The 24,983-nt window shown below is 48.2% G+C and carries 23 protein-coding genes and 1 pseudogene; 14 read left to right on the forward strand and 10 right to left on the reverse strand.

Annotated features, from left to right (window positions below):
* Positions 1–175 precede the first annotated feature (175 nt).
* Entirely contained in the window at positions 176–895 is a 720-nt protein-coding gene (locus H6G00_RS03980; protein WP_190795716.1) for a PD-(D/E)XK nuclease family protein, read from the reverse strand.
* 72 nt (positions 896–967) lie between these two features.
* Entirely contained in the window at positions 968–1,825 is an 858-nt protein-coding gene (gene dapF, locus H6G00_RS03985; RefSeq protein ID WP_190642251.1) for a diaminopimelate epimerase, read from the reverse strand.
* A 248-nt stretch (positions 1,826–2,073) separates the two neighbouring features.
* On the opposite strand from dapF, the gene H6G00_RS03990 reads away from it, so the two are divergent.
* A complete protein-coding gene (locus tag H6G00_RS03990; RefSeq protein WP_190642292.1) occupies positions 2,074–2,289 on the forward strand; it encodes an RNA-binding protein hfq in 216 nt (71 codons plus the stop codon).
* On the opposite strand, the gene H6G00_RS03995 is transcribed toward H6G00_RS03990, so the two are convergent.
* The 3 genes from H6G00_RS03995 to H6G00_RS04005 all read right to left on the reverse strand — a co-directional run bounded on the left by H6G00_RS03995 (position 2,286) and on the right by H6G00_RS04005 (position 7,399).
* Positions 2,286–4,634: a cation:proton antiporter gene (locus H6G00_RS03995; RefSeq protein WP_190795717.1), complete on the reverse strand. Its 2,349-nt coding sequence runs from the start codon at positions 4,632–4,634 to the stop codon at positions 2,286–2,288. The genes H6G00_RS03990 and H6G00_RS03995 overlap by 4 nt on opposite strands.
* A 154-nt stretch (positions 4,635–4,788) precedes the next feature.
* Positions 4,789–5,601, reverse strand: coding sequence for a pantothenate kinase (locus H6G00_RS04000; protein WP_347278145.1), 813 nt, complete (start codon positions 5,599–5,601; stop codon positions 4,789–4,791).
* A 130-nt stretch (positions 5,602–5,731) separates the two neighbouring features.
* Entirely contained in the window at positions 5,732–7,399 is a 1,668-nt protein-coding gene (locus H6G00_RS04005; protein WP_190795718.1) for a radical SAM protein, read from the reverse strand.
* A 632-nt stretch (positions 7,400–8,031) separates the two neighbouring features.
* Here H6G00_RS04005 and H6G00_RS04010 point away from each other — a divergent pair.
* From H6G00_RS04010 to H6G00_RS04020, 3 genes are all read left to right on the forward strand, one after another.
* Positions 8,032–9,048 (forward strand): tetratricopeptide repeat protein, encoded by a 1,017-nt coding sequence (locus H6G00_RS04010; protein WP_190795719.1) that lies wholly within the window; start codon positions 8,032–8,034, stop codon positions 9,046–9,048.
* A 135-nt stretch (positions 9,049–9,183) separates the two neighbouring features.
* Entirely contained in the window at positions 9,184–9,342 is a 159-nt protein-coding gene (locus H6G00_RS04015; protein WP_190683215.1) for a YqaE/Pmp3 family membrane protein, read from the forward strand.
* Positions 9,343–9,376: 34 nt separating this feature from the next.
* Positions 9,377–9,667: a GlsB/YeaQ/YmgE family stress response membrane protein gene (locus tag H6G00_RS04020; protein ID WP_190795720.1), complete on the forward strand. Its 291-nt coding sequence runs from the start codon at positions 9,377–9,379 to the stop codon at positions 9,665–9,667.
* Between the two features lie 196 nt (positions 9,668–9,863).
* Here H6G00_RS04020 and speA read toward each other — a convergent pair whose 3' ends face one another.
* Positions 9,864–11,837: a biosynthetic arginine decarboxylase gene (speA, locus tag H6G00_RS04025; RefSeq protein WP_190795721.1), complete on the reverse strand. Its 1,974-nt coding sequence runs from the start codon at positions 11,835–11,837 to the stop codon at positions 9,864–9,866.
* Between the two features lie 199 nt (positions 11,838–12,036).
* Here speA and ndk point away from each other — a divergent pair, with 199 nt between their 5' ends.
* A complete protein-coding gene (ndk, locus tag H6G00_RS04030) occupies positions 12,037–12,486 on the forward strand; it encodes a nucleoside-diphosphate kinase (protein ID WP_190795722.1) in 450 nt (149 codons plus the stop codon).
* Positions 12,487–12,643: 157 nt separating this feature from the next.
* Here the strand turns inward: ndk and H6G00_RS04035 are convergent, their stop codons facing one another.
* Complete coding sequence (locus tag H6G00_RS04035) at positions 12,644–13,432, reverse strand: DUF475 domain-containing protein (protein WP_190795723.1); 789 nt, start codon at positions 13,430–13,432, stop codon at positions 12,644–12,646.
* 238 nt (positions 13,433–13,670) lie between these two features.
* Here H6G00_RS04035 and H6G00_RS04040 point away from each other — a divergent pair, with 238 nt between their 5' ends.
* Positions 13,671–14,510 (forward strand): hypothetical protein, encoded by an 840-nt coding sequence (locus H6G00_RS04040; RefSeq protein ID WP_190795724.1) that lies wholly within the window; start codon positions 13,671–13,673, stop codon positions 14,508–14,510.
* A 60-nt stretch (positions 14,511–14,570) separates the two neighbouring features.
* Here H6G00_RS04040 and clpP read toward each other — a convergent pair whose 3' ends face one another.
* Together clpP and H6G00_RS04050 are read right to left on the reverse strand one after the other, a co-directional pair.
* A complete protein-coding gene (gene clpP, locus H6G00_RS04045; protein WP_190642261.1) occupies positions 14,571–15,179 on the reverse strand; it encodes an ATP-dependent Clp endopeptidase proteolytic subunit ClpP in 609 nt (202 codons plus the stop codon).
* A gap of 137 nt (positions 15,180–15,316) precedes the next feature.
* A complete protein-coding gene (locus H6G00_RS04050) occupies positions 15,317–15,709 on the reverse strand; it encodes a hypothetical protein (protein WP_242042116.1) in 393 nt (130 codons plus the stop codon).
* Positions 15,710–16,319: 610 nt separating this feature from the next.
* Between H6G00_RS04050 and H6G00_RS04055 the strand changes: the two genes are divergently transcribed.
* The 5 genes from H6G00_RS04055 (at position 16,320) to H6G00_RS04070 (ending at position 22,027) form a co-directional block, all read left to right on the forward strand.
* Positions 16,320–17,150: a photosystem II manganese-stabilizing polypeptide gene (locus tag H6G00_RS04055; RefSeq protein ID WP_190795725.1), complete on the forward strand. Its 831-nt coding sequence runs from the start codon at positions 16,320–16,322 to the stop codon at positions 17,148–17,150.
* A gap of 421 nt (positions 17,151–17,571) precedes the next feature.
* Positions 17,572–18,366 (forward strand): RNA polymerase sigma factor SigF, encoded by a 795-nt coding sequence (locus tag H6G00_RS04060; protein WP_190683232.1) that lies wholly within the window; start codon positions 17,572–17,574, stop codon positions 18,364–18,366.
* 520 nt (positions 18,367–18,886) lie between these two features.
* Complete coding sequence (locus tag H6G00_RS04065; RefSeq protein WP_190795726.1) at positions 18,887–19,324, forward strand: GNAT family N-acetyltransferase; 438 nt, start codon at positions 18,887–18,889, stop codon at positions 19,322–19,324.
* Between the two features lie 539 nt (positions 19,325–19,863).
* Entirely contained in the window at positions 19,864–20,046 is a 183-nt protein-coding gene (locus H6G00_RS36535) for a hypothetical protein (RefSeq protein WP_347278146.1), read from the forward strand.
* Between the two features lie 301 nt (positions 20,047–20,347).
* Positions 20,348–22,027 carry a hypothetical protein gene (locus H6G00_RS04070; RefSeq protein ID WP_190795727.1) on the forward strand — a complete coding sequence of 560 codons (1,680 nt, stop codon included), beginning with the start codon at positions 20,348–20,350 and terminating at the stop codon, positions 22,025–22,027.
* Between the two features lie 19 nt (positions 22,028–22,046).
* On the opposite strand, the gene H6G00_RS04075 is transcribed toward H6G00_RS04070, so the two are convergent.
* Positions 22,047–23,354: a recombinase family protein gene (locus H6G00_RS04075; protein ID WP_190795728.1), complete on the reverse strand. Its 1,308-nt coding sequence runs from the start codon at positions 23,352–23,354 to the stop codon at positions 22,047–22,049.
* 60 nt (positions 23,355–23,414) lie between these two features.
* On the opposite strand from H6G00_RS04075, the gene H6G00_RS04080 reads away from it, so the two are divergent.
* From H6G00_RS04080 to H6G00_RS04090, 3 genes and pseudogenes are all read left to right on the forward strand, one after another.
* Complete coding sequence (locus tag H6G00_RS04080; protein ID WP_199318294.1) at positions 23,415–23,804, forward strand: hypothetical protein; 390 nt, start codon at positions 23,415–23,417, stop codon at positions 23,802–23,804.
* 40 nt (positions 23,805–23,844) lie between these two features.
* A pseudogene (locus tag H6G00_RS35175) lies at positions 23,845–24,636 on the forward strand (ATP-binding cassette domain-containing protein).
* On the forward strand, positions 24,633–24,911 hold the full coding sequence (locus H6G00_RS04090; protein ID WP_190795729.1) for a hypothetical protein: 279 nt from the start codon (positions 24,633–24,635) through the stop codon (positions 24,909–24,911). Before H6G00_RS35175 ends, H6G00_RS04090 begins: the two are co-directional and overlap by 4 nt.
* Positions 24,912–24,983: the final 72 nt, after the last annotated feature.

Genomic DNA, 24,983 nt, shown 5'->3' on the forward strand with positions numbered 1-24,983 from the left:
TGTAGCGCAGCAACCACTGGAACAGCGATCGCCCAAGATTCCTTTAGCCGTGTCTTGGAATTGGTCACGACTCTTCAGCTATGTCCATTCGCTAACTAGAAATTTTGCCTCAGCACCCGCTAATATCTGCAGCAACATTTTGGTGAAGGCGTTTGTGTTTGGGGCATTTTTATTGTCAACTTTTTCCTCCCGCTGGTAATGTTCCAGGAACTGGGGATCGCCTGATTCGGTAGAACAGCTCTACTCGCGCCTGCCACTGCTGCCAGTAGTCCAGCAGTGCCTCTGCACTGAACCGGAATACTTCCGCGGGTTGTCCTGAAATCGCGACGACTAATAGCGCACTTCTCAGCTTTAAGTCCTGTTCTGGGTAGCAATGATTTGCTGCCCCGCAGTAAGCGGCTAGCTGTAATGGGCTGTCGTGTAGCCGCTCAACTGAACCTTTGGGCTTGTCGGCAGTTTTCCAATCACAAACACAAGGCTCGCCTTGATAGCTAGCGATGCAGTCTACCTTCCCGGCGTAGCCCAAGTCATAGTGAAACACAGAGCTCTCAACCAGCCGCACGTCCTCAATATCTACCAGAACGGGTTGTAAACTTTCCCAGTAGGGCTGGGCGGTTTCTGGGCAATCGCTTTCCTCTCCCAGGAGATAGTTCTTAATTTGCTTGTGGGTGAGCGTTCCCCGGCGGCTGGCAGTGCTAGCAACGCGGTTGGCTTCGGTAGTGCCCAAACGCGATCGCCACTGTGCCAGTGCTTCCCGGTCAGCTTGAGGTTTGGTGACATTGAGAATAGTAGTAACGCTGGGCAAGCGTACTCCCTGGCTATCGACAAAGTAACTTTGCCCGCCTTCACGGACGGACTTAGCACGGTAAGTCGGGAGCAGGCGGAGGGTGGGCATTAGGGATTAGAGGTGGGGTGGGGTTAGAGGTTGGGGAAAACTTCGCTATTAGGGATTAGAGGTTGGGTGGGGTTAGAGGTTGGGGAAAACTTCGCTGATGAAGACGCGGGTGGCTGGGCCGGTCATGTAGAGGCGCTCGTCGGAGGCTGACCATTCGATTTCGAGGCAACCACCAGGTAGCTCAACGGTGGCGCGGCGATCGCACTTCTCATTCAACACTGCCGCAACCAGTGAGGCACAGGCTCCCGTACCGCAAGCTAAAGTAATTCCAGCTCCACGTTCCCAGACGCGCATTTTCAAGTAGTCGGGGCGGACAACCTCGATGAATTCGGTATTAATTCGCTTAGGAAAGACGGGATGATGCTCAAACTGAGGTCCGAGCTGCTCTAGAGGTACAGCCGCTACGTCTTCAACAAAGGTGATGCAATGGGGATTGCCCATGCTGACACAGGTGACTTGCCAGGTTTGACCAGCGACTTCTAGCGGCTGGTCAATGACCTTCTGGTCAGCAGCAGCCAGCGTGGTGGGAATTTCTCCAGCAAGCAGCTGAGGCAACCCCATATCAACGGTAATCTGCCCGTTTGCTTCTAGTTTGGGAGTTATAACTCCGCCTAGCGTGTGAATTTTAAAGGCAGGCTTGGAAGAACCGCTATCAGCAATTTCCAGGTCGGATAGAAACCTTGCTAGACAGCGAATGCCATTGCCGCACATTTCTGGCTCAGAGCCATCGCAGTTAAAGATTCGCATAGTGTAGTCGGTGCCGTCTTGTCCAGGCAGCGCAAAAATTACGCCGTCTGCGCCGATGCCAAAGTGGCGATCGCACCATTTCACCGCCTGCTCTGGCGTTAACACCGGGTCTACCTGATGACGATTATCAATCAGAATAAAGTCGTTACCCAGTCCGTGATACTTGGTAAATTCGATGGTCATACTTCTCTCCATGCCCTGATCAATTATTAGCGATATTAGAAAACTACGATGACGATGAGCGACTTTTTACCCATCCAGGAATTGCAGTGCAGGATTGCTATGGCACCCATCCGCCGTTCGCTGTAAGCTGAATCTGTGAGTTCTATAGCAGTTTTGGTGAGGGGTGTAGTCTTTTTGGTTCGTCGTAGTCACCAACGACCATGACCGATAGCTAACCTCCACCAACCTAAATTCCTATGGTAGAAATGATGGCAAACGAGTTAGAGACTGGGCTTCCTAGCATTCGGCAAATTCAAACCTTAATTCGAGAAGAGCGAGAAATTGAACTGAAGCTGGTTACCGATGATCTGATTGTGGGAAAGTTGCGCTGGCAAGACCAGCACTGTATTTGCCTGATGGATCAGTACGACCAGCCGACGATTGTTTGGCGGCAAGCAATCGTTTATATGAAGCCAAAGTTTTAATTATTGGGTTCGCGTAGGCTATCGAGCGGCAAATATTCCTGAAGAGTTTCTCCGACTTGCACCTTAACGGTGGGAATCTGGAGATTGGGCAAAGGCATCTGTGAACTAATCACCTGCTGCACCCTCATCAGACTAGTGACGGTGCCGCAGAGGAGAAGACGATCGCCCGCTTGCAGATCCGCAGAGCCATCTGGGAAGCGCAGAAATTTGCCTTCCCGTCGAATCGCCTGTACCTGCACCTCGTATTCGCGACTGAGATTGAGGTCCGAGAGGGTTTTGCCAACAATTGGGCTGTTTGCGGACAGCATCACCCATTGGCAGGACAACGCTTTGGTTGGAACGGGCATTTCTCCTTTTGCCAGTTCGTCAAATGCCCCTAACTCGTCTGATTCGCCTACAACTAAAAGGCGATCGCCCGGTTTCAGTGCTGTTTGAGAGTCAGGATAGTCTAACTCTTCCCCTTCAGCCCGACGAATTGCCATCAGACTCACACCAGTCAGACGACGCAAATCGGCTTCTTCTAGGGTCATTCCCGTCAAAGGAGAATCTTGAGGTAGGGTGTACCACTTGTTGCTCATATCCTGAGCCGCAACCCGCAGGTCTCGTGCCACCTCTTTAGATGACCGTTCTGGACGAAAATCGAGGTAGTGACTGTCACGAATTTGCTCGACCTCTCGCTGAATAAACGGCAGCGGTAAGCCCATCGTCACCAACAGGTGAGTCGAAAGTTCTAAACTGGCTTCAAACTCCGGCTGTACGACCTCTCTAGCTCCCAGTTGGTACAGTAGCTCGATGTCTTTGTCTTGATAGGCGCGGACGACTACATCCAGCTCCGGTGCTAATTCTAGCGATCGCTTCAGACACAAGCGAGTACTCATTGGGTCAGGGAGGGCGATCGCCATTCCCGATGCCTGATTTACCCCAGCCGTTTCCAGCACATGCAGACTTGCCGCATTGCCATAGACATAGGGAATTCCCGCTTCGCGGAGTTGCTGAATTGCCTGCTCTGACTGATCAACCACCGTTACCGGATAATCATGGTCTTGCAGCAGTCTTACAATATTGCGTCCAACCCGCCCATAGCCACAGACCACCACATGGTTTTGCAGCGGCAATTCTTCTGCCACTTCAAATGCCCGGTCTGAACTTTCCATGTAGCGCTTGAGCCAGGGCACCATTTCCGCCCAAACAAATAGCTGCGGCACAAACCGCAGTACAAACGGCGTAACAACCAAAGTCACGGCTGTCGTGCCTAAAATTAGCAGGTAAACCCGTCGTGAAACTAACCCCAACATTTGTCCTTTGCTAGCTAACACAAAGGAAAACTCACCAATTTGGGCTAGTCCCAAACCTACAATGAGTGCGGTTTTCAACGGGTAGCGAAAGGCTTTAACCAGTGGCGTGATAATCAGAAATTTGCCCAGCAGCACCAGTGCCACCAGCCCTAAGATTAGCTCTAGATTATTCCAGAGAAAAACTGGGTCGATCAACATACCGATCGCCGCAAAAAATAGAGTCGCAAAAATATCGCGGATGGGTTCTACATAAGTCAAAGTCTGATCAGCGTACTCAACCTCCGAGATCATCAGTCCGGCGATGAACGCGCCCATCTCAATCGACAGCCCTAGTGATTCGGTGAGCAGAGCAATGCCCAAACAAAGCGCCACAACGCCTAGCAAAAACAATTCGCGGCTTTCAGTTCGTGCTAGAAATCGCAGTAATGGTGGAATTAGCCAAATTCCGGCAACAACAGCCGCCCCCGCTAATAACGCAATTTTCAGTAGAGCCAAACCTACCGCTAGTCCAATTTCGTCGTAGGGACGATCCAACGCAGGCAGCACCGCCAGCATTAAACCCAGTGCCAAGTCTTGCACAATCAGAATACCCAACATCACGCGCCCGTGAGGAGTTTCGGTTTCGTTGCGCTCCATCAGGCACTTCAGCACGACTGCGGTTGAGGAGAGCGACAAAATTGCTCCCAGGAACACACCCTGTACAGGTGATGTCACCCAACCGATCGCCACCGATAGCAGTGCAGTGATTAGAATGGTCGATAGAATTTGCAGTCCACCACCGCCCAAACTAATTCCCTGAACTTTTTTAAGCTCTGTCAGAGAAAACTCCACACCTAGGGCAAACAGTAGGAATGCAGCGCCAAACTGGGCTAACGTTTCGACTTGAATCAGTTCCTTGACTAGACCCAGACCTGCTGGACCAACGACAACGCCACCAACCAAATACCCAAGCAGCACGGGTTGCTTCAACAGGGAGGCTAGTAAGCCACCCCCTGCTGCTGCCGCTAAAACAATGACCAAATCAACAATCAGCCTGAAGTCTTCTTGCACAGAATTTCCGCGAAGAGAAAATTAAAAAAACTAGGAGGAAGTTTAAGTCTCTTAATCTACAGAATACAGAGTTTTTCTGTTTGCTGGGAGACTTGACAAGATAGGGGATCATTCTCTACCAGCGCCTACGATGAAGGACAAATGACAACAAGATTTAAAGGTGTTGCCGTTTGACAGCTTGCATTCCCTGAAAGATTAGGGCTGGAGCGACATCAATGTGGGTGGCAAGATTGGGAAATCGCTGTTGAAGGTGCGTAAAAAGTAGGGTACTGTCCCCACCCGTAAGGGCGATCGCACTTTCAGGGAATTTCTCTAGCCAATCTTCAGCAAAATCGCGTATCCCCGCCAGAAGGGTATACAGGATGCCGCTGTAAATTGCGTCTGCTGTACCGGTTGCCCAACGGGTAGGAGCAGCAATTTGGCTATCGAGGAATGGCAAAGCTGCGGTTTGGGTAAGCGATCGCAACTGTAATTGCAATCCCGGCAAAATTGCGCCGCCTATCAATTGCCCTTCATTTGCACCAGTAAACGTCAGAGCAGTTCCGGCATCGATGACAAGTGCAGGCAGATTCCAGATTGTTGTGGCTGCCCAAACTGCCAGCGCGCGATCGATTCCTAAGGTGGGATAGGTTCCTCGTAGAGGAATGTGATCAAGGCGAATTGTCCAGGTTCTGGGGTAAGACTGCCAAAAAGTTGTCTGATTGGGAACAACGGAAGCAATTAGTAGAAGTGGCTGTTGACCTAAGAGTGAAGCGAGTTGTGGCGGAACAGCATTTTGCAAATTCTCAGGCAATTCATTGGAAGGGGAAAAATGCAGTGAGGGAGCTGTTAGGGTGGCGATCGCCTCAATCGACAAATGTGGCGTATCCCAAGTTTGCTTTAACGCGTCATCTTCAAACCAGGCCCAATGCAGCCGAGAGTTTCCGATCGCCAAAGCTAACCAGGTACTTTCAGACAAACCAGTCACCCCCATTCTCGACTTGGTAGTGGTATTGAGGTAATGATTTTGAGTTGCGCGGGCGAAGCCTGCGCAACTCAAAATCATTACTTTTTTAGGACTACCCTCGACGTGTCTGATCTGAGGGGCAGAGATTATTCTAAGGCTGCGCTACGGCTAATTCAGCATCTGCAATTTGAACATCCTTCGCTGAAGCAACCGGAAAATGCTCCATTGCAGAGTCTAAATGCTTGAGCAAAGTAGATTGAGGCAGTGCACCGTGCAGATGACTCCAGGGCAATACCTGCTCGGTTGACCAGTTTTCGTGAACATAAAAGTCTAAATCGGGGAGTTGCCCTTTTAGCTGCTTGAAAGCACGGCGGTAACTGCCCAGCGAGTCGCCATAGTGTCGGGCTAGTTCTAAAAGTTTTGAAAGACGGCGATCGCCCCTTGAAATGAGCGCTTGAATCACCGACCAGCTATAGCTTTCAGGGCGAAAATCAATCCCCTGTGGACGCAACTGCTTTTGCAGCAGTTTTAGCCGCTTCTCTGCTTGTGAGTTCACTCCAAACCACTGAAACGGGGTGTGAGACTTGGGCACAAACGTACTGCACCCAAAGGTCAACCGCAGTCCGGGAGCCGCCCGTTTTACCGCCCGCAACATTTCTACCGTCTGGTCAAGATCGTCCGGTTCCTCACCGGGAATGCCAGCCATGCCGTAGAGCTTAAGCGCACTCAAACCGCCTGCCTTCGCATGGATTGCTGCTTGAATAATTTCGTCATTAGTGAGCTTCTTGTTGATCACCTGACGCAGACGATCAGAGCCACTTTCAACCGCGATGGTAATGGAGCGAGTGTCATGTTTAACCAGCGTTTCGGCTAGCTTGGGCGTGACGGTGTTGGTGCGGACTGAAGCTAGGCTAAGCCGCACTGAATCATACTGAGGCTGATTGAGATGGTCTAACAGCGCTTCAAACTCGGGATGCTGCGTCACCGAGGCACCGAGTAGCCCCAAGCGATCGGTAACTTTCAAACCTCGCTCAATCGCCGGAATCAGAGAACCCTCTAAACTGGCAGTGCGAAAGGGCAACGTCAGGTAGCTAGCCAGACAAAAGCGACACATTTCTGGGCAGCTACGCACGACCTCCACCATGTAGATATTTTCCCAGGCGGCTTTTTCCGTGACGACTGTCGAAGCAGAAAGGGTGTTACCGCGATAGGTTTGCTTCTCGACCTGAGCCGGAATGTCTGACTCCATCGGCTGAATTGAAGCGATCGCCCCCTCTTCGCTGAGATAGCTCACCTCATACAAACTAGGGACGTAAATGCCTGGAACCTTCGCCAAGTGCCGGAGCTGAGAGGGGCGATCGCTTCCTCTTACTTGCTGATAAGCCGCAATAAAATCACCCAACAGATTTTCGCCATCGCCCAACAAAATCAGGTCAAAAAAGTCGGCAAAAGGTTCTGGATTTGCCGTCAAAACGGGACCACCACCAAACACTAAGGGATGCTGAGATGAGCGTTCTGTTGCCCGAATGGGAATATCCAAGGCTTCTAGCAAGCTCAGGACATTACTGTAGTCGAGTTCCCAGGAGAGCGAAAATCCCAAGAGTTCTGGCTGAGCAGGCAGGGGCTCGTGCAGATCAGTAAATAGCCTGCTGACCTGCAAATCAGTTCGAGACGCAAGCGTCGCCCAAACGACCTGATAGCCCAGACTAGTAATGCCTACGCTGTACTCATTCGGAAAAGCAAAAATGGTAGGAATTGCGTCTGCGCTAGGAGTCGCAGGCGTAAACAAGAGGCGTTCGGCAGCAAAGCTGGAATTCACAGGCTGAAAGGCAGTTTGAGGGGCTTCTTCACTCTAAACAATAAACATGCTGCATGAGTGCTTTTGAGCAAGCCAAGACAAACCAGTAAAAAATTGGAACTACTCCACTGACTCTGCTGCTACCTCAAGCGTATCCTTGTCTCCGTAATTTCTAGGAAATTCTTATCAGAGCCAATGGGGAACAATACCACTGCAATTCCGGACATACACTGTGTACTTCCAGCAAGGTTTTATATTAAGAATGAATTGGACTGAGTGAAAATTCAGAGTTTCAGGGTTGACATCGCTTCGAGCTCATCCTCAGGAGTTAGGTGAATTTACGGTCTTTACGATAAGATTCGTCAGCATCGTGCTTTGTTTAAGCACTGCCTACTTTTGCTGCAAGGCTAGTTGGTTACCGCCAATGCATGGTAAATCTCTCAATTCTTTGATTCAAGGAGAATTGAGCGGTTTTGCCACAAACTTTAAAGTAAAAGAGAGTAAGTGCGATCGCTGAGGCAAAGGCTTGAAGATTAAGCTAGTTTCTGCTGGCAGTTTTCCTGGACAATAGCTCTCATGGGCTAAAATCACTGTCACAGCAGACAACCGGATGCACCGGATCGCTGAAGTTTAAAGGGCAAGCATTCAACTTTATGGCTAAACTGTCTGGCCATCAGCAAAAAACCTTCGTTCCTTCTCAGGAAACTGTCGTACAGCCTGAGGACGCTGACGCTGAGGCAAATCGGGTGAAAGCTGGGACAGATCGGGTATTTGAAAAGGGCGTTGAGCAACACCAGGCACGCGAATTTAAGGTGGCGCTGCAAACTTTTCAGCAGGCGTTGATAGGCTACCGGCAGGCTCAAGACCTTCAAGGAGAAGGGAAATCGCTGAATAACTTGGGGCTGGTTTACTATGCGCTAGGCAACTACGCTGAGGCGATCGCCCACTCAGAGCTTAGCCTAGCGATCGCCCGCCAAATTGCAGACCGCCGCACGGAGCGTCAAGCATTAGGCAACCTGGGGAATGCTTACCGGCATCTCAACGACCATGTAAAGGCAATTGACTGCAAGCAGCAAAGTCTGAATGTCTCCCGAGAAATTCGAGATCAGCGGGGCGAAATGGCTGCGCTGAACAATTTGGGCATGGCTTACAAGGCAATTGGCGACCGTCAAACGGCGATCGCTTACTATGAGCAAAGTTTGACCCTGGCGCAAGTATTGCAGGATCGTCAAGTTGAAGCACAGGTGTTGCGAAACCTGGGAAACGCTTATCACTCCCTGGCAAACTACGCTAAGACAGTTGAATACTACGAACGGCTGCTGACGATTATTCGCCGTTCTGGAGATTTACAGGTCGAATCACAGATTTTGAAGAATTTAGCGAGTGTTTGCTTCACCTTAGGCGACCATCGCAAAGCCATTACCTATCATCAGCAGCGGTTAGCGATCGCCCGTGCCCTACAAGACCACCAAAATGAAGAACAGGCGCTAGAAAGCCTGGGCGTGATTTATGAAGCGATTGGCGATCCGGGTCGGGCAATTGAGTACTACGAGCAACGGCTCATACTTGCCAAAACGACCTGCGATCAAAAGTTAGAGAAACAGGCGATCGCTACCCTTAAAACTGCTTACTGTGCGATCGGTGACTATGTTAGAGCAAGCTTGTATTAAGCTATTAAGCTTTGTTTTCATTGCTTTGTTCACCTTCTTCTCTACATTCTGTCCTCTGATAGAAGACAGATCTTTAGAAGAACTGAGAGAGTAGTGTAGTAACTAAAGCACTCTAGAGCAATCTAGAACAAAATTATGGATATCATCCGACTAATTTGTGCAATTTTCTTACCTCCTCTGGGTGTGTTTTTACAGGTTGGTTTAACAGGGCAATTCTGGCTCAACATTCTCTTAACTTTACTGGGTTACATTCCAGGAGTTGTTCACGCAGTTTGGATCATTGCTAGAAGATAGGACTAACTTATCCTGTAACCCTCTGTAATTAAAAATGTCACTTGTAGAGATTGGTATATTGCTCTTAGTTGCAGCAATTTGTGGAGGAATTGGTCAATCTCTAGTTGGCTACACCGCCGGTGGCTGCTTGGCTTCCATTGTTGTTGGAATCATTGGCGCTTACTTAGGTCTGTGGCTTGCCCGCGAACTGGGACTTCCTGTGCTGTTTGAGTTAAACGTTGGCGGACAGCCATTTCCTATTATCTGGTCTATTATCGGTTCAGCTATTTTTGCTGGCATTCTAGGATTATTTCGCAGAGCAACAGTGGGACGAAGTAGATATTAGCACCGCAAATCTACCCGTCAGCAAATGCTACCGCAGTTGAGAATAAGTAATTTGCGATCGCTGAAGTCTCTATCATCTCAACCTTACTTGTCCTCAACAACATAGCTGTTTTCGTTCAGGATGGATTAAGAGAAGGAAAAAGACCTGTTTTCTTTTCCCTTCTCTCCTCGCAAAAATTGAATTTGATGGTAACAAACTATGGAGCGAGATAGGTATAGCGGCTAAGGCTACGTTCGTAATTTTGTAGCAGCAGTTGTGACTCCTGAATCGTGATTTTCTTTTCTTGTAAAGCTTGCTCTGCCTGTTGGCGAATGCTTTCAATCAAGTCTTCGGAGTCGTACTGCACATAACCCAACACTTCTGTCATCGTGTCGCCTTTGACCACATGTTCGATTTGATAGCCTTTAGGTGAGAGGTGAATGTGAACGGTATTAGTGTCACCAAACAGGTTGTGCAGATTACCCATAATTTCCTGATATGCGCCGCCGAGAAACATGCCCAGGTAGTATGGCTCTCCAGGTTTGAGGGAATGAAGTTCCAGAACAGATTTTACGTCGCGCAGGTCGATGAATTGGTCGATTTTGCCGTCGCTGTCGCAGGTCAGGTCAGCCAGAGTTGCACGTTCGGTAGGTTCCTCGTCAAGACGATGGATTGGCATGATCGGAAATAACTGGTCGATCGCCCAACTATCTGGTGCAGACTGAAACACCGAGAGGTTGATGTAGTAGATCGAGGCCATGATTTTTTCCAGATCTTCCAGGTCGTCAGGCACATAGTCTTGCTGACGGGCGATCGCCAATATCTTCTGACAACAAGCCCAATACAACCGCTCTGCCCTTGCCCGCTCAGTCAAACTGAGGTAGCCAAACCCAAACAGACTAACTGCCTCTTCCTTAAACTGGGTTGCGTCGTGATACATCTCCTGATAGTTCTCAACCGTAATAGAACGGTAGGTTTCATACAGGTTGCGAATGATTAGATGCTCCCGTTCTTGCAGTGGTTCAGGCAGCTCTGACAGCACATCGCTGGTGCCCAGCACATCAAACACGAGAACCGATTGGTGAGAGGCGATCGCCCGTCCACTTTCACTAATCAACGTAGGAACGGGCAGACTTCGCTCGGTACAGGCTTCTTTCACCTCTGCAACCACATCATTCGCGTAGTTTTGCATGTTGTAGTTTTTGGAAGCGTGAAAGTTGGTTTTAGAGCCGTCATAGTCCACCCCCAAACCGCCACCCACGTCAAGATATTGCATTGCTGCGCCCAGTTTCGCCAGCTCAACATAGACTTGGCTAGCTTCACGCAGGGCATCCTTGACGACGCTAATGGAAGAAATCTGAGAGCCAATGTGGAAGTGCAGAAGCTGTAGCGACCCCAGCATATCTGCGGCTCGAAGCTGGTCTACGGCGCTGATGATTTCAGGAATGGTTAAGCCAAACTTAGCGCGATCGCCCGCCGAAGTGCCCCAGCGCCCAATTCCCTTAGCGCTTAGCTTAGCCCGAACGCCCAAGATCGGCTGAATGCCTAACTTATGCTGCGCTTCGATCACCAGCTGCACTTCTTCGATCTGCTCCAGCACAATAATTGGCGTATGACCTAACCGCTGTGCCAGCATCGCCGTTTCAATGTATTCCCGGTCTTTATAGCCGTTGCAGATCAGCAGTGCGCCCGGTGTTTTGAGCGTTGCTAGAGCGATCATCAATTCAGGCTTTGATCCGGCTTCTAAGCCAAACTGATGGGGTCTGCCAAAGCGCACCAGGTCTTCGACTAAGTGGCGTTGCTGGTTACACTTGACGGGAAACACACCGCGATACACGCCAGGATAGTTGTATCGGGCGATCGCCTTACTAAAACAGGCATTCAGCCGCTCGATCCGGTCTTCGAGAATGTCAGAAAAGCGAATGAGCAGCGGTAAACCCAGATTTCGCAGCTTCAGCGCATTCATTAGTTCAAATAGGTCGAGGGAACCACCGCGATCGCCCCTGGGGGAAACTGTAATATGTCCCGCTGCGTTGATCGAGAAATAGGGTTCACCCCAGCCCTGAATTCGATACAGTTCCTCACTGTCCTCAATGGTCCAGGTTTGAGGTCGAGTCGTCTCTAGCTGATTGGGTAAATCGAGCAACGACTTCTCTAACTCAACCTGAACTGCTTTTGGCTGAATCCCCATTTCGCATCCCCCGCAAATATTTGTTAAATAGCCAGTTTAGCGTATCGTTTCTATAAACGAGCTACATCCGTGAGCAGGCAAGGGTTTCAGTTAAATTACGTTTAAATCTTGGGTAAGAATACAAAGTTTGCACTTTACAAACGATCACATTTTTCTGAGCATAGAGAAGGTCTAAGACACAACATGTAGGAGCAGATCTGTGGAACGGACATTTTTGGCAATCAAACCGGATGGCGTTCAGCGTGGACTCATCGGTGAAATCATCCGCCGCTATGAAGCAAAAGGCTTTACGCTCGTAGGCTTAAAGCTGATGAACGTTAGCCGCGAACTGGCAGAAAAGCACTACGGTGTTCACAAGGAAAAGCCTTTCTTCCCCGGACTGGTTGAATTCATCACCTCTGGACCCGTTGTCGCAATGGTGTGGGAAGGAGAAGGGGTAATCGCCTCAGCTCGTAAAATCATTGGTGCAACCAATCCGCTCACCGCAGAGCCAGGAACAATCCGGGGTGACTACGGCGTTAGCATCGGTCGCAACATCATTCACGGCTCTGATGCCCCGGAAACTGCCCAGAGCGAAATCGCGCTCTGGTTTACTTCAGAAGAACTGGCTAGCTGGCAACCTACAATCAACCCCTGGGTTTACGAATAAAGGACACCACTCCTGAAGATATAAGGATGGGCAAAGCAGAGTAACCCCATTCCTTGCTACTAAAAAGGATGGGCACAAAGCGACGCTTTGTGCCCATCCTTCTTTTAAACAGATTTTCCTCAGCTTGGTAACGACTGAAACGTAAATCTGTAAGGCTCTATTCAGCAGAAACTTCCTGAGCTTCTTTTTCTGCTGCGATCGCCTCTACCGCCTCTACATCCATCTCAACGTTTGAGCCAGCCGCTAAAAGCTCTTCAGGTTTGCTTTCTTCAGGCTCAGCTCGTTTGGAAAAGCCCCAAGCAAACAGCAGCGCAATCATGGTCACCATTAACCATTCTGGAGGCACAAGCTCGGGATTGATTACCCTGGCTAGCAGCCGCAGACCAACCAGGGCAACGGTTGTATATCCCGCATCTTCTAGGTGAACAAACTCGTCTAGCCAGCGAATAAACAGCCCTGCCATAAATCGCAGCGCGATTACACCAACCGCCCCACCCGTTAGCACTAGCCAAGTTTCCTGGGAAATGGAGATCGCTGTCGTAACGCTATCCAGCGAAAACGCCAAGTCGGTAACAGCAATCATCGGAATGGCTTGCCAGAGTGAGGCAAAACGCGGACCGTGATGTTCCTTACCGTCTTTGTCATCGTCTGAGGTGAAATACTGAAACACTAGCCACAGCAGGTATGCGGCTCCCAGCAGCTCAAATTGCCAAAATTGAATCACCCAAGTTGCCGTCAGAATCAGAACAACTCTGAGTCCAAAGGCAACCACCAGACCAAGATTGAGGGCACGCCGCTGCATTTTCTCGCCTTCGAGTCCTTGAGCGATCGCAGCCAAGGCGATCGCATTATCTGCTGAAAGCACCGCCTCCAGAGCGATTAGCACAGGCAGCAGCAGCAGGGCATCCATCCCGCCGGGAGATAAATCTAGCAGTTGATCTAGCATTAATCAGCGATTTCTTAGTTCAAAAACCAACAAAATAGATGCCAAAAGCATCTACTTGAGGATAGCGATCCTCTAATTCAGCTTAACCTCATAATTCAGATAATTCTCAAACCAGATAATTGGCAAGCAATTTTGGGAAACCAGACTCCTTAGCCAGCCTCTAAAATAGAGAAATAGCCTGTAGCGTAAGCCTGCGATACTGGAAAGTCTAGATCGCCATCATTATCGCCTTCCTGTAATGCACCACCTGATCGTTCAATTACAAAGCCGCTATCCGTCCAGCAGTCTCATTTCTGAACTGCTTACCGTTCATGATGGGAACTATGTAGTGCGCGCTTTAATTCAGCTTGGGGGAACGACCTTAGCGAGCGGCATGGCAGCAGCATCCAACATTGAAGCTGCTGAAGATCGGGCTAAGGTTAGGGCATTAGAAGCTTTGGGAATAGTACCCACTCCAACAAACCTGCTTAATTCGCCGCTGCCAGTTGCTTCAGACAAGCCCCTTCAATCTTTAGCCTCGACAGATCTGACGGCTTCTACGGCACGGTTGTCGCAAGTTGGTTCAGGAGCGATCGCCCCTTCCCCACCTCTAGCACTTGCCACCCCCGCTTCATCTCCCCCAGCTTCCAAAACTGCTGCATTCCCCAATGCGACTGTCAGTCTAGAATCGGATACTGAATTTAGTACTGAATTCAACATCGATAATACAGAATTCTACCTGTCTAATCCTGACGAAGATGATTCAAACGATTACCCTTTGTCCGACCCCGGAATGCAGGAAGAATCTCTACAGACAAGCAGTTCCGCCTCTATTCCAAGCTCCAAATCTTCTCGTGCCAAAAAGAATGGTAAGACAAGCGCTGAACTTAAGCCCGTAGAACCTCTCGCTCCACTGCTCGATCAGCCATTCGACAACTCTGATGTGATTGCTCAAACTGACGTGGAGTTGAGACGCTTGGGTTGGGGCAGAGAGCAGGGACGTAAGCACCTTGAGCAAACGTATGGAAAGCGATCGCGCCAACAACTGACCGACGCAGAACTGCTCGACTTTCTCCACTACCTTGAGTCGCAGTCGTAGATCTTAAAAGCAAAAGCGCGGCATTGCCGCGCTTTTGCTTTTAAGCATGAATCAGCAAACCTAAGCATTCACAGGCTCAGGACGGCTGCCGATCGCTCGCTTGTCAATGACCTGGTCAATTAAGCCATAGTCCATTGCCTCAGCCGCCGACATAAAGAAGTCGCGCTCGGTGTCCTGCTCAATCCGCTCTAGTGGCTGTCCGGTATGATCAGCCAGCCACTGGTTAAGCCTGCTCTTGTGATATAAGATCTCCCTTGCTTGAATTTCAATATCAGCCGCCTGTCCCTGAGCACCACCCAATGGTTGGTGAATCATAATGCGGGAATGGGGCAGGCTCATCCGCTTACCTTTTGCTCCAGCGCTAAGCAAGAAAGCACCCATGCTAGCGGCTAACCCTACACAGATTGTGCAAACGTCTGGACGAATGTGGTTCATCGTGTCAAAAATGCCCAAGCCCGCCATAACCGAGCCGCCCGGAGAGTTGATGTAGAGGTAAATGTCTTTCTCTGGGTCTTCCGCTTCAAGAAATAGCATCTGAGCCACAATCAGGTTTGCCAGGTCAGAATCAACCTGCTGTCCCAAAAAAACGATCCGCTCTCGCAACAGCCGAGAATAGATGTCAAAGGCGCGTTCGCCCCGACCAGATTGTTCAATAACGGTAGGAATCATGTAGCTCTCTTTTCCACAGAATCTTTTCTCATTGTAGTGATTCACCGTCGTTCAGTAGCTTGGGGTGCGGTAGTGATTCCTCGAATTCCACGACCAATCGCCCCTTCTTAAAACGTACTGTTAGCCTGATAACTCTCTTAGCTGCTTTGAGAATGCCTCTGAGCCGAGTCATCGGCATCAACCGACTCTTTGAGCAGGTTAACTAAAATCTCCTTCAGCTTCATGCGATGGATATAGGGCCAGCCTCCCTCAGCTTCCATGTCTTTTAGCAATGCGTACAGCGCTTGACGATTGTCCGGCAAGGATTCTTGAAATAATCCATCGCGAATTTCGCGGTGCAGCGCTTCTAATAGGCGCAAGAGTGCTAGAAGCGATCGCCCATCTCCCTGGCAGCGATCTGCTTCTCGTAGAACAAAAGCGGCGATCGCCTCCAGCTCAGTTATTTCTGCAGTTTGTTCCTTCTCCGTTCCTACAGACTTAATACTGCTTAGAACTGCCGCACCTGGAGAAGGTTCTTCTTCCTCAGTCATACCCTTTACTTCCCTAGACTCAGCCAACACCATACCCCAAATGCCCCACAAGATAGTACGGAGAAACGCAACTTCAAAGCAGATTTGGTTAGAACTTAACTTGAAACCGCTGAGTTCCACTGTTAATCCTGCAACTGTTCAAGAATATTGGATCTCTGCAAACTTGTATCGCTTGAGCTAGCAGATGATGAACTGTAAACAGAATGAATGGGCGATCGCAAATTCTCAACACTGCTTCTTACGAATCATGAACTAAATGAAGCTTGATTGGTGGCTTTGGCAGAAATACATCCCTCTCAAAACAGGGGTCGGGCTAATTTACAGATGATCCTTAGACTAGCTTAAGAAAAGGTGACAAGGTCTTGTAGAATTCAGTATGAGACTTAATCCGAGCGATTCCAGGCTGCTTCTAAGCATTTATTCCATCTGGTCAAGAGTTCGTTGAGTCTCTATTGGCGACAGCACCTTTTCCACACGCATAAGCAAACCTGGCGAAAGATTTCCCTCTTTGAGATGGCTTCAACTCACGCCTTCCCTGCTTGAATCGCCAAAACCTGCTCTCTCTTTAAGATGATACTAGCGGGATTTTACATTTATATCGAGGTTGACCATGAGGTATCGCGCTTTAATCGTTGCATTCCTGGCAGTTTGCCTAGGATTTTTGACAGCTTGTAGCGAAGGCCCATCCGCTGCAAGCGGCCCGCTCACTTACGATCAGATCCGAGGCACTGGTCTTGCTAACTCCTGCCCTCAACTCGGAGAAACCAGCCGAGGATCTATTCCTATCAGCCCTGATCAAACTTTTTCCTTGACAGGTCTTTGCTTGGAGCCAACCAGCTTTTTTGTGAAGGAAGAGCCTATCAACAAGCGGCAATCGGCAGCATTCATCGCAGGCAAACCCCTGACCCGCTATACCTCCACGATCGATCAGGTTAGCGGTGAGCTAAAAGTTCAATCCGATGGCAGCTTGAAGTTTGTGGAAGATGATGGATTTGACTTCCAGGCTATTACCGTCCAGCTACCCGGTGGAGAACAAATTCCTTTCCTCTTTAGCATCAAAGGTTTGGTAGCGCAAAGCCAGTCTGGACTGCAAAGCATCAACACTTCCACGGACTTTGAAGGCACATTTAAAGTTCCTTCATACCGCACCTCTAACTTCCTAGATCCTAAAGGTCGGGGTCTTGCTACTGGCTATGACACCGCAGTCGCTTTGCCCAGCCGGGGCGATAGCGAAGAACTGCTGCGTGAAAACATCAAGAGCTTTGACATGGGACAGGGCAGCATTTCTTTACAAGTTGCCAAAGTTGATAATGTGTCAGGTGAAGTTGCAGGTACCTTTGAGAGCGTTCAACCCTCCGACACCGACATGGGAACAGCAGCTCCTGTAGACGTAAAGATTCGAGGACTGTTCTACGCTCGGATTGAGCCTGCTCAAGCTTAAACTCAGCAGCATCATTGACTTCAGCATTGTTATCTGTTCGAAATACGGATACTTAAAGGGGGAGACTTCCCCCTTTTTTGTTCTCATCCAGGAACTCCCTGGTTTAAGCCAGGTTCAGTAATAATGCCGTTGTTTCAAACCTTGTCGACCGAATAGGTTTGATCTATCCCTAAAAGCGACCGAATCCTAAATACTTCAGGAGCCTCAACCCTCCGCTTTCATTTAAGTTTTATTGATTTTTAAGTCTATTGCGGGTACCGTAGCAGTTTAGAGCCAGCCTCGAGTACCTTGATTAATTTTTTGATGTATTAGCCCTGTCAAGGACTTGCCTTATGTGACATCAGTCCTTAAGCTGTTTTGACATTGGGGAACCTATACAGACTTCTGTGAAGTAACGTGCTCTACCTACCTGAATCTCGTCATGTCTACCATCGTCATAAACGAATTGAAAAGTGAGAGTTTGCATCTGTTGCGGGAATATCAGAAGTCTCCTTCTGCGGAAATCCGTAATCAGTTAGTACAACTTAATTTTGGATTGGTCAGGAAGGAAGCTCACCATTGGATTAACCAATGTACGGAAAGCTACGAAGATTTACTGCAGGTGGGCAGTCTGGGGCTGATTCGAGCAATTGAACGGTTCGATATGTCCAAAGGTCATGCCTTTAGCTCTTTCGCGATTCCTTATATTCGCGGCGAAATCCAGCACTACCTGCGGGATAAGGGTTCACCGATTCGGATTCCTAGACGCTGGCAAGCTCTGCAGCATCAAGCAACCTGCGTAACCAGGGAGTTGCAGGCAAAGCTGCACCGGCAGCCAACCGATAGTGAAGTGGCGATCGCCCTCCAAATTCCCCTGTCAGAATGGCAAGAAATCAGACTAGCCTGCCGCAATCGCGCTCCGCTTAGCTTGGATGCCCCCATGCGCGACGAGGACGAAGGTTCTACCTGTCTAGGTGAAATCATTCCTGACCCACGATACAAAAGCTTCCAGCTTGCTCAAGAAGATCAAATTCGGTTACAGCAAGCTCTAATTCAGCTAGAAAAGCGCACTCGCGAAGTTCTGGAATTTGTGTTCCTGCATGACTTGACTCAAAAAGAAACAGCCGAACGGCTGGGCATCAGCGCTGTCACTGTTTCCCGCCGAGTTAAGAAGGGTCTGAAGCTATTAAAGAACTCAATGCTAGGTCTGCCTTCTGAAGTGGATGAGGCTGAATAAGCGTTAACCGGCAAGTTCTTTACGCTTTAGGCGCAAGTTCTGATCAGATCAATAGAGAGCCAAAGTTTGGGTAGGTGCAATGCGTCTACCCTAATTTTTGTTTGGCAGGATGTCTGAAAAGCCTCAACTCGTCTGAAAGATTGTAGCGGCGAAGCATGCAGGGTACTCAAACAACGATTTTTCCGTCATTCTAGATATTGCTTGCCCAGTGTCTCGCCCATACGTAAGGCATGAGCTACTTCTCATATCAAATCTGTCTATAGAGTAACGGTAGCAGTAGGGGCGAATCATGCGGTTACAACCCTTGCAACTGAAGCACAGTTCTTTTGCCGAATGCTTCGCCTATACAACCAATAGTGCTTCTTTACGAAACGGATTCTGCATCAGACATCCTCTAGAGTGTCCTGCCAGGGGTAGCCCTCTTTTAGAGAAACGGTATTAAACGATTTAATAATCATCTAATCTAAAGTCCTGGACACGCCGTGAGCCAAGAGCCTTAGAGCCAAAGGGGAGAGTGTAAATGAGCAATTTGGTAATTAGAGTTGTTTTCTATGCAGCGGAGAAATCCCTGATTCAGGCTATTCGCTACCAGGTGTTTCAGGTTGAGCAGGGAGTTGATGCAGTGCTCGAATTTGACGGACAAGATGAAGCCGCCATTCACCTGCTAGCACATTTAAATGGCGAGCCAGTTGGAACGGCCAGAATCCGTTTGCTTAGCGACCAACTTGCCAAAATTGAGCGAGTTGCAGTGCTATCAAACTGTCGTGGACAGGGTATTGGGAAGCGACTGATGGAAGAAGCAATTGTCTTTTTAAATACAAAAAACATCCCTGAAATTAAAGTTAACGCTCAGCATTATGTCAAAGACTTCTATCAGAAGCTTGGCTTTGAGCAGCGGGGTGAAGTGTTTGAAGAGGCAGGTATCCCTCATATAGAAATGAGGTTGCGATCGCTGTAAAGTCCGGCAAGCCAAAAATAGTGTTTTGTATCACTTTTCCTCTTAAACCTAGGGCTTAAAGTCTCAGCTCAAGCCTTGATTATTCAAGAGGGGAAGCGAGTTTGGATAAGGAAAGGCTTGATCCCCAACCCCAGACGACTTATTTTTCCTCGTTTTCAAGCTATTCCTAGAGAGTTAGCTAAACTCATAACCGCATTGCATCTCTAAACATTCGTTAACTTACTGGACAGAGGCATATCCGCTTTGGGCAAGGGATGGTTATTAGCTCAAACCTACTCTATAAACTTTTGTGTTGACTTGTTCCGTTCTGGAAAAGAGTGAATAGGCTAGTAGAAACAAGCCCCTCAACCACATAAATGTTTCTCGAGTTAGATTCCTTGTTTTGTATTTAAGACGACAATTTGATTAGGGTCTTTCGTTTAGCTTGAATCTATTTGCTGCTCATCTTACTATCAGCAACTCCGCTTTTTTTAAGAATCGTGTTCCCAGCCCAAATGATTAAGAAGTTTATCCTCACTTTGAACTCCCTTTAAAATATTATGAACACCTGCCCTTGCTGCTCTGAACAGTTGCTTCGTCACGCTCGCCACAATAGCATTTATTGGTTTTGCTCTCATTGCTGGCAAGAAATGCCTAATTTTTCGTCGACGATCGCTACAAATCAGCAACAGGTTAAAAAGTTAGACCGTTTAGTTGATGCACTCGATTTGGTCTGTCAGTAGTTTGTTAAGTAACAAAAGCACTAGCAAACTTTGCGGAATTTGCTGGTAACTTAAATGTTGATAGTTGAAGGATTCTATCTTCTCCAGCGCTAAAAGCTATTTTTTTAGGCTGTACAACTTTCACTTCTTTCAAAAGACATCCTTACAAAGAGGGTTTATTTATGACAGATTGTCATAAATAAACCCTCTTTTTCAGATTTAAACTTGTTTAAATAGATATATTTCTAGATGAGTTGTGTTATATATTACCCCATGCTTCAGTAAATCACTATTTGTTAGCTAAGTTGGGAGCTATTGAGGGATGAACTTACCTCTCGTCTTTGATATTGCTATCGGTTTAATTTTTATTTACTTAATCCTAAGCCTGTTAACTTCGGAAATTCAGGAACTTATTGCAACTCTATTGCAATGGCGGGCTGAACATCTTAAAAAAGCAATTGATGTTTTGTTAACTGGAGAGGTTGAAACCGGTTCAATCCAGCAAAGATTTGTTGATGACTTGTATAGCAGTCCTCCGCTTAAAGCGCTTAACCAGGAAGCTAAAGGGCGAATCGCTAGATCTTTTCGCAAGCTCAGCCATGCAACTGGTGACTTTTATCGGTCGGTCACGGGCGTACAAAACGTGTTTGGTAGTCAGCGAAGCGGTCCTTCCTACATTCCTTCCCAAGCCTTTGCTACAGCGCTTTTGCAGAAGCTTGATCTAGAGTTATTGAGTCAGAAAGTCAGTGAGTTGACGGTTCAAAAATTCAATAAAGATAAGCTGGAATTGGTGAAGCAGGTTTTGCAAGACCTCAGAAGTAGTCTTGGCGATGATTCTTTATTGGTTAGCGAACTTCAAGCTTTAGAAAGCGAACTTGCTGATATTTTTGAGAATTTTGCTAGAGGCAGAGTTGCTTTTACTACTGCAATTGACCAAATCGCTGAACAGATTAAGCAATTTGTTGATAATACAGAATCAAGTCTTTCAGATAATCATCACTGCCAGGAGATTATTCGCAGGCGTTTGCCCTATCTGCGGCAGGCGATCGCTCTCAGGCGCATGGAACCTACCGTTTCTGAGGTTTTAGCGATTGTTTTAGATAAATCCAATCAGCAAAACTTGTCGCCTCAAATTGCTAGAATTATTGCCCGAATTCATGAGAAAAATCCGGAAATTCCAGAGCAATTACAGCGAAACTTGATTGCGCTAGCTCGACAGGCTCAGCTTAAAGCTGACGGCTTGCAGGCAGGAGTGCAGCAGTTAGAGCAGGAAGTTGGAACTTGGTTTGACTACTCAATGGAGAGATCGTCGGGAGTTTATAAGCGCAATTCAAAAGGAATTGCGATCGCCATCGGTTTCCTCGTTGCTACTATCAGTAATGCTGACACTTTTCACATTGTGAATCGGTTGTCTAAAGATTCAATTTTGCGATCGACCATCTCCAATGCAGCCGATCAACTGGTTGCTCAGCCGCTTCAAACTCCAGCCAGTTCGCCATTCGTATCAGAATCGGAACCTCCAATTTCTGAACCCAATGATGAATCTCAAGAATTTGAACCTGAAATAGAAGAAACATTGCCATCCGATTCTGCGAGCGAATTTCAGAATTCTGAACCGGAAACATTTGAGCCGCTGCCGCCCGATTTTTCTCTACCGGCTGAACCAGAAGCAGGTCAAGCTGCTAATGCTAATTCGGCTGAAGCTGTTCGCTTACGCAACATCAGAGATGCAGTGGATGGGGCGCTACAAGGATTATCCTTGCCCATTGGTTGGAATCAAGAGAATATATACGCTCAGAATTTAGAAGGACAGTATTCGCTCATTCCATTCTTCCGAGTGCCATATCTTAGACGCATTCTTGGCTGGTTTGTCTCTGGAATTGCACTGTCAATGGGTGCATCTTTTTGGTATGACCTGTTGAGTAAGGTCATGCGAGTGCGAAATTCGGGCAGGCGTAATGATGCTAACCCTACCAGCAGCGATGCTCCTGTTGAGGATTGAGTGGCTGTGGACACAAAGGCTAAAAGATAAAAACAAGCTGAATTTGCCAGGTTTGTTCTTGGCGGGAAATCTGAACTTGGCGAATGAATTCTCGAAAATAGAACCGTCGTTCTGCTTCTGATAGGTCTAGCCAGAACTGGGGGATGGAGACAGCCTGAGCGATCGCCCGCAAGTTAACAGGGGGAAATTGAGCTAGCTGAGCTTGCAGAGCTGAGATTTCTGTACGGATTTTGTAGGCTCTCAAATCAGCCGTTTCTACGTCTAAAACACCGCTTGTTACCAAGGGTTGTAACTGTTCCAGGACAGCCTGCTTTGCAGCAATCTGAGCTGAAACGCCTTGCTTGATTCGCTCCAGGTCCGGCATTTCTGCTCCGCTGACTGCACGGGGTAAATCTTCACAAATTCGCTGAATCGTTTGCTCTAACACTTGTTGGTAAGGTAAAGCGCGACATTTAGGGCACTTTGGGCAAGCAATCGGTCGCAGATAGAGATATTCCTGCGATTTACGTACCGCTGTGACCCGAGTGACCGTCATCGCGGAGTTGCAAGCTGCACAAAACACCAGCCCTGCCAGCGATCGCGGCGCACTGGCAGAACGGGGAGACAAGCGGCGATTACGACGCAGCAGGCGATCGACCTGAGCTGCCTCTTCTCGGGACACGATCGCCGCATGGGTATCTGAGACGACCTCTCCGTTCTGATAGAGCAAATCGCCACGATAGACCGAACTAGTAAGCCAACGTTTTCCTGTAGAAACCGAGATTTTTTTGCCGTATTTTTTTTCTAAATGTCGAACACTTCCTCTAAGCGAACCATAGAGCAAGAAGTTATCAAAAAACTCTTTGACAATGGGTGCAGTGCTGCGATCAACGATATAGCGATCCTTGCCGCGACGATAGCCGTAAGGTACTTTGCCCGGAGGTGGCAGAGCCTTGATCCGATTTCGAGCGTGACCTTTGCGAATGTGGCGACTGCGCTGGCTATCTTGAATCGATCGCAGCAGTTTCAGCAGATCTGAACGGGTAAGCGGCTGATTGTCTGCGCCAACTTTTTCCTCCGTTGCAATTAGGTGAACACCTAGAGTTTCAAATTCTGTTAGGCGATCGCCTACTGCCTGCACAGAGTCTCCTAATTCTTCTAACCGACGCACTAATAAATAGGTTTCTGAGGAATCGTTTGACTCTGACTGACAATCTTGAAGTAACTGTTGAAGCTGCTGGCGATCGCCCAGGTCTTGATAAATCCGATCGACTTCCCATCCCCAAATGGTCGCATCTGGTGCAGATTCTAATAAAGGATCGGTATAAGAGTAAGCGATTGTTTTCATAGTGATTAGCCCAATCCTTAATTCAGGATAGGTGATTAGCCAACCGGAACCGTGGGTGAAATGAAAGGAATCACTCGCATTCTGGAGAATGGCGTTGTCTCCAAATACATTCTGGGTGATTCAATGGCTCCCTGGTTTGGTGGATCGGCTGCCCTCAGCAGCAAGTTCATAGAACAGTTTCCAGAAGCAACTCAAACCTATGCTGAGGCATATCGTCGGGCAATTCAAGACATTCGAGATAACCCTGACGAAGCCCGTCAGTACCTGGTGGGATATACCACAATTGAAGGAGATCTGGTGGAGAAAGTACCACTTGTGGGCTACACCCTGTATGACGAGTTCACTCTAGAAGATGTGGCATATTTCCAAAAATTCTTTGATTTCATGACCGAAAAAACAGTCTTTTCGCGTGCGGTTGATGTGTCGGCGTTGTTGTACAAACCTGTTTGATTTAGCGTTTGAAGGAATTTAGACTTAGGAGACGTTTATGATGTTAGATTCAATAACTGAGCAGCGCATTGCTCCCCATGAACACTTTGTCTCAGTGCAGGGATTGTGTAAATCGTTCGGCGATTCCGTCCTGTACGACAATTTCAACTTGGACTTAACGAATAACCAGTTGGTATCTGTGTTTGGACCCAACGGTTGCGGCAAATCAACGCTGATTAACATGATCAGCGGACTGATTCCCTTTAATGGAGGCGAAATCCGCATTCATGGTAAACCGATTCGGCGGGCACGAATTGGTTATGTGTTTCAAAACTATCGAGATGCAATGCTGCCCTAGCTAAGTGCTTACGAGAATATTGCTTACCCCTTACGGGTAAAAGGGGTGCCAGACAAAGAGTGCCGCGATCGCGTCGAGCGATTAATTAGCACTTTCAACATCCAACTCGATCTAAAGCGCTATCCCTACAGCTTTTCAGGTGGACAGCAACAGCTTATTTCAATCATGCGAGCATTAGTTGCTGATCCAGAAGTGTTGTTTCTAGATGAACCTTTTTCAGCACTGGATTTTGAAACCACGCTGTTTGTGCGCGATAAGCTCCAGGGAATTTTCATGACCACCAAAATTCCTATGTTTATGGTGGTACACAACCTAGAAGAAGCAGTGTTTTTGGCAGACACCATCCTGCTGTTAAGTAAGCGTCCAACCCGTCTGGTAGAGATGGTATCGTTTACCGCGCCTCGTCCTCGCACCTTTGAAACCCTTTCTTCTGCCGAATTTGTTGAAGTGAGTCGTTACTGTTTAGAAATTTTTCGTCAGGAGATGCGGAAATGACTGCAACCTATGGCTCTAAGCGTCGTGTTCAAACCGCTTTGCGATTTCGTCACATCGATCAGCTCCTTCCCTTGGTGGGAGTGCTGGCACTCTTTATCATCTGGTGGCTGATTTCTGTTTCTGGATGGGTTAATCCGGTACTTTTGCCAACACCCTGGACAACGATCGCCACCTTATTCCAGGCAATGTTTACAGACAACATGGCGATCGACTTTGGCGCAACCGTACTGAGAACCTTTAGCGCTTTTCTCCTGGCTGAGAAAAATTCTTCTTAACTTAAGCAGTCCAATTTCATCTGAGTTTCTATCCCTTTGCTCGAAACCCTTTGGAAAATCAGGGCGTTGACG

Source organism: Leptolyngbya sp. FACHB-541, from assembly GCF_014695875.1.
In the GTDB taxonomy this organism is placed as follows: domain Bacteria; phylum Cyanobacteriota; class Cyanobacteriia; order Elainellales; family Elainellaceae; genus JAAUTN01.

Bases quoted from the DNA above. Each gene is read 5' to 3' on its own strand.
- H6G00_RS03980 (WP_190795716.1), bottom strand. From the start codon at position 895: ATGCCCACCCTCCGCCTGCTCCCGACTTACCGTGCTAAGTCCGTCCGT.
- dapF (WP_190642251.1), bottom strand. From the start codon at position 1,825: ATGACCATCGAATTTACCAAGTATCACGGACTGGGTAACGACTTTATT.
- H6G00_RS03990 (WP_190642292.1), top strand. From the start codon at position 2,074: ATGGCAAACGAGTTAGAGACTGGGCTTCCTAGCATTCGGCAAATTCAA.
- H6G00_RS04010 (WP_190795719.1), top strand. From the start codon at position 8,032: ATGGCTAAACTGTCTGGCCATCAGCAAAAAACCTTCGTTCCTTCTCAG.
- H6G00_RS04015 (WP_190683215.1), top strand. From the start codon at position 9,184: ATGGATATCATCCGACTAATTTGTGCAATTTTCTTACCTCCTCTGGGT.
- H6G00_RS04020 (WP_190795720.1), top strand. From the start codon at position 9,377: ATGTCACTTGTAGAGATTGGTATATTGCTCTTAGTTGCAGCAATTTGT.
- speA (WP_190795721.1), bottom strand. From the start codon at position 11,837: ATGGGGATTCAGCCAAAAGCAGTTCAGGTTGAGTTAGAGAAGTCGTTG.
- H6G00_RS04035 (WP_190795723.1), bottom strand. From the start codon at position 13,432: ATGCTAGATCAACTGCTAGATTTATCTCCCGGCGGGATGGATGCCCTG.
- H6G00_RS04040 (WP_190795724.1), top strand. From the start codon at position 13,671: ATGCACCACCTGATCGTTCAATTACAAAGCCGCTATCCGTCCAGCAGT.
- clpP (WP_190642261.1), bottom strand. From the start codon at position 15,179: ATGATTCCTACCGTTATTGAACAATCTGGTCGGGGCGAACGCGCCTTT.
- H6G00_RS04050 (WP_242042116.1), bottom strand. From the start codon at position 15,709: ATGACTGAGGAAGAAGAACCTTCTCCAGGTGCGGCAGTTCTAAGCAGT.
- H6G00_RS04055 (WP_190795725.1), top strand. From the start codon at position 16,320: ATGAGGTATCGCGCTTTAATCGTTGCATTCCTGGCAGTTTGCCTAGGA.
- H6G00_RS04060 (WP_190683232.1), top strand. From the start codon at position 17,572: ATGTCTACCATCGTCATAAACGAATTGAAAAGTGAGAGTTTGCATCTG.
- H6G00_RS04065 (WP_190795726.1), top strand. From the start codon at position 18,887: ATGAGCAATTTGGTAATTAGAGTTGTTTTCTATGCAGCGGAGAAATCC.
- H6G00_RS36535 (WP_347278146.1), top strand. From the start codon at position 19,864: ATGAACACCTGCCCTTGCTGCTCTGAACAGTTGCTTCGTCACGCTCGC.
- H6G00_RS04070 (WP_190795727.1), top strand. From the start codon at position 20,348: ATGAACTTACCTCTCGTCTTTGATATTGCTATCGGTTTAATTTTTATT.
- H6G00_RS04075 (WP_190795728.1), bottom strand. From the start codon at position 23,354: ATGAAAACAATCGCTTACTCTTATACCGATCCTTTATTAGAATCTGCA.
- H6G00_RS04080 (WP_199318294.1), top strand. From the start codon at position 23,415: ATGAAAGGAATCACTCGCATTCTGGAGAATGGCGTTGTCTCCAAATAC.
- H6G00_RS04090 (WP_190795729.1), top strand. From the start codon at position 24,633: ATGACTGCAACCTATGGCTCTAAGCGTCGTGTTCAAACCGCTTTGCGA.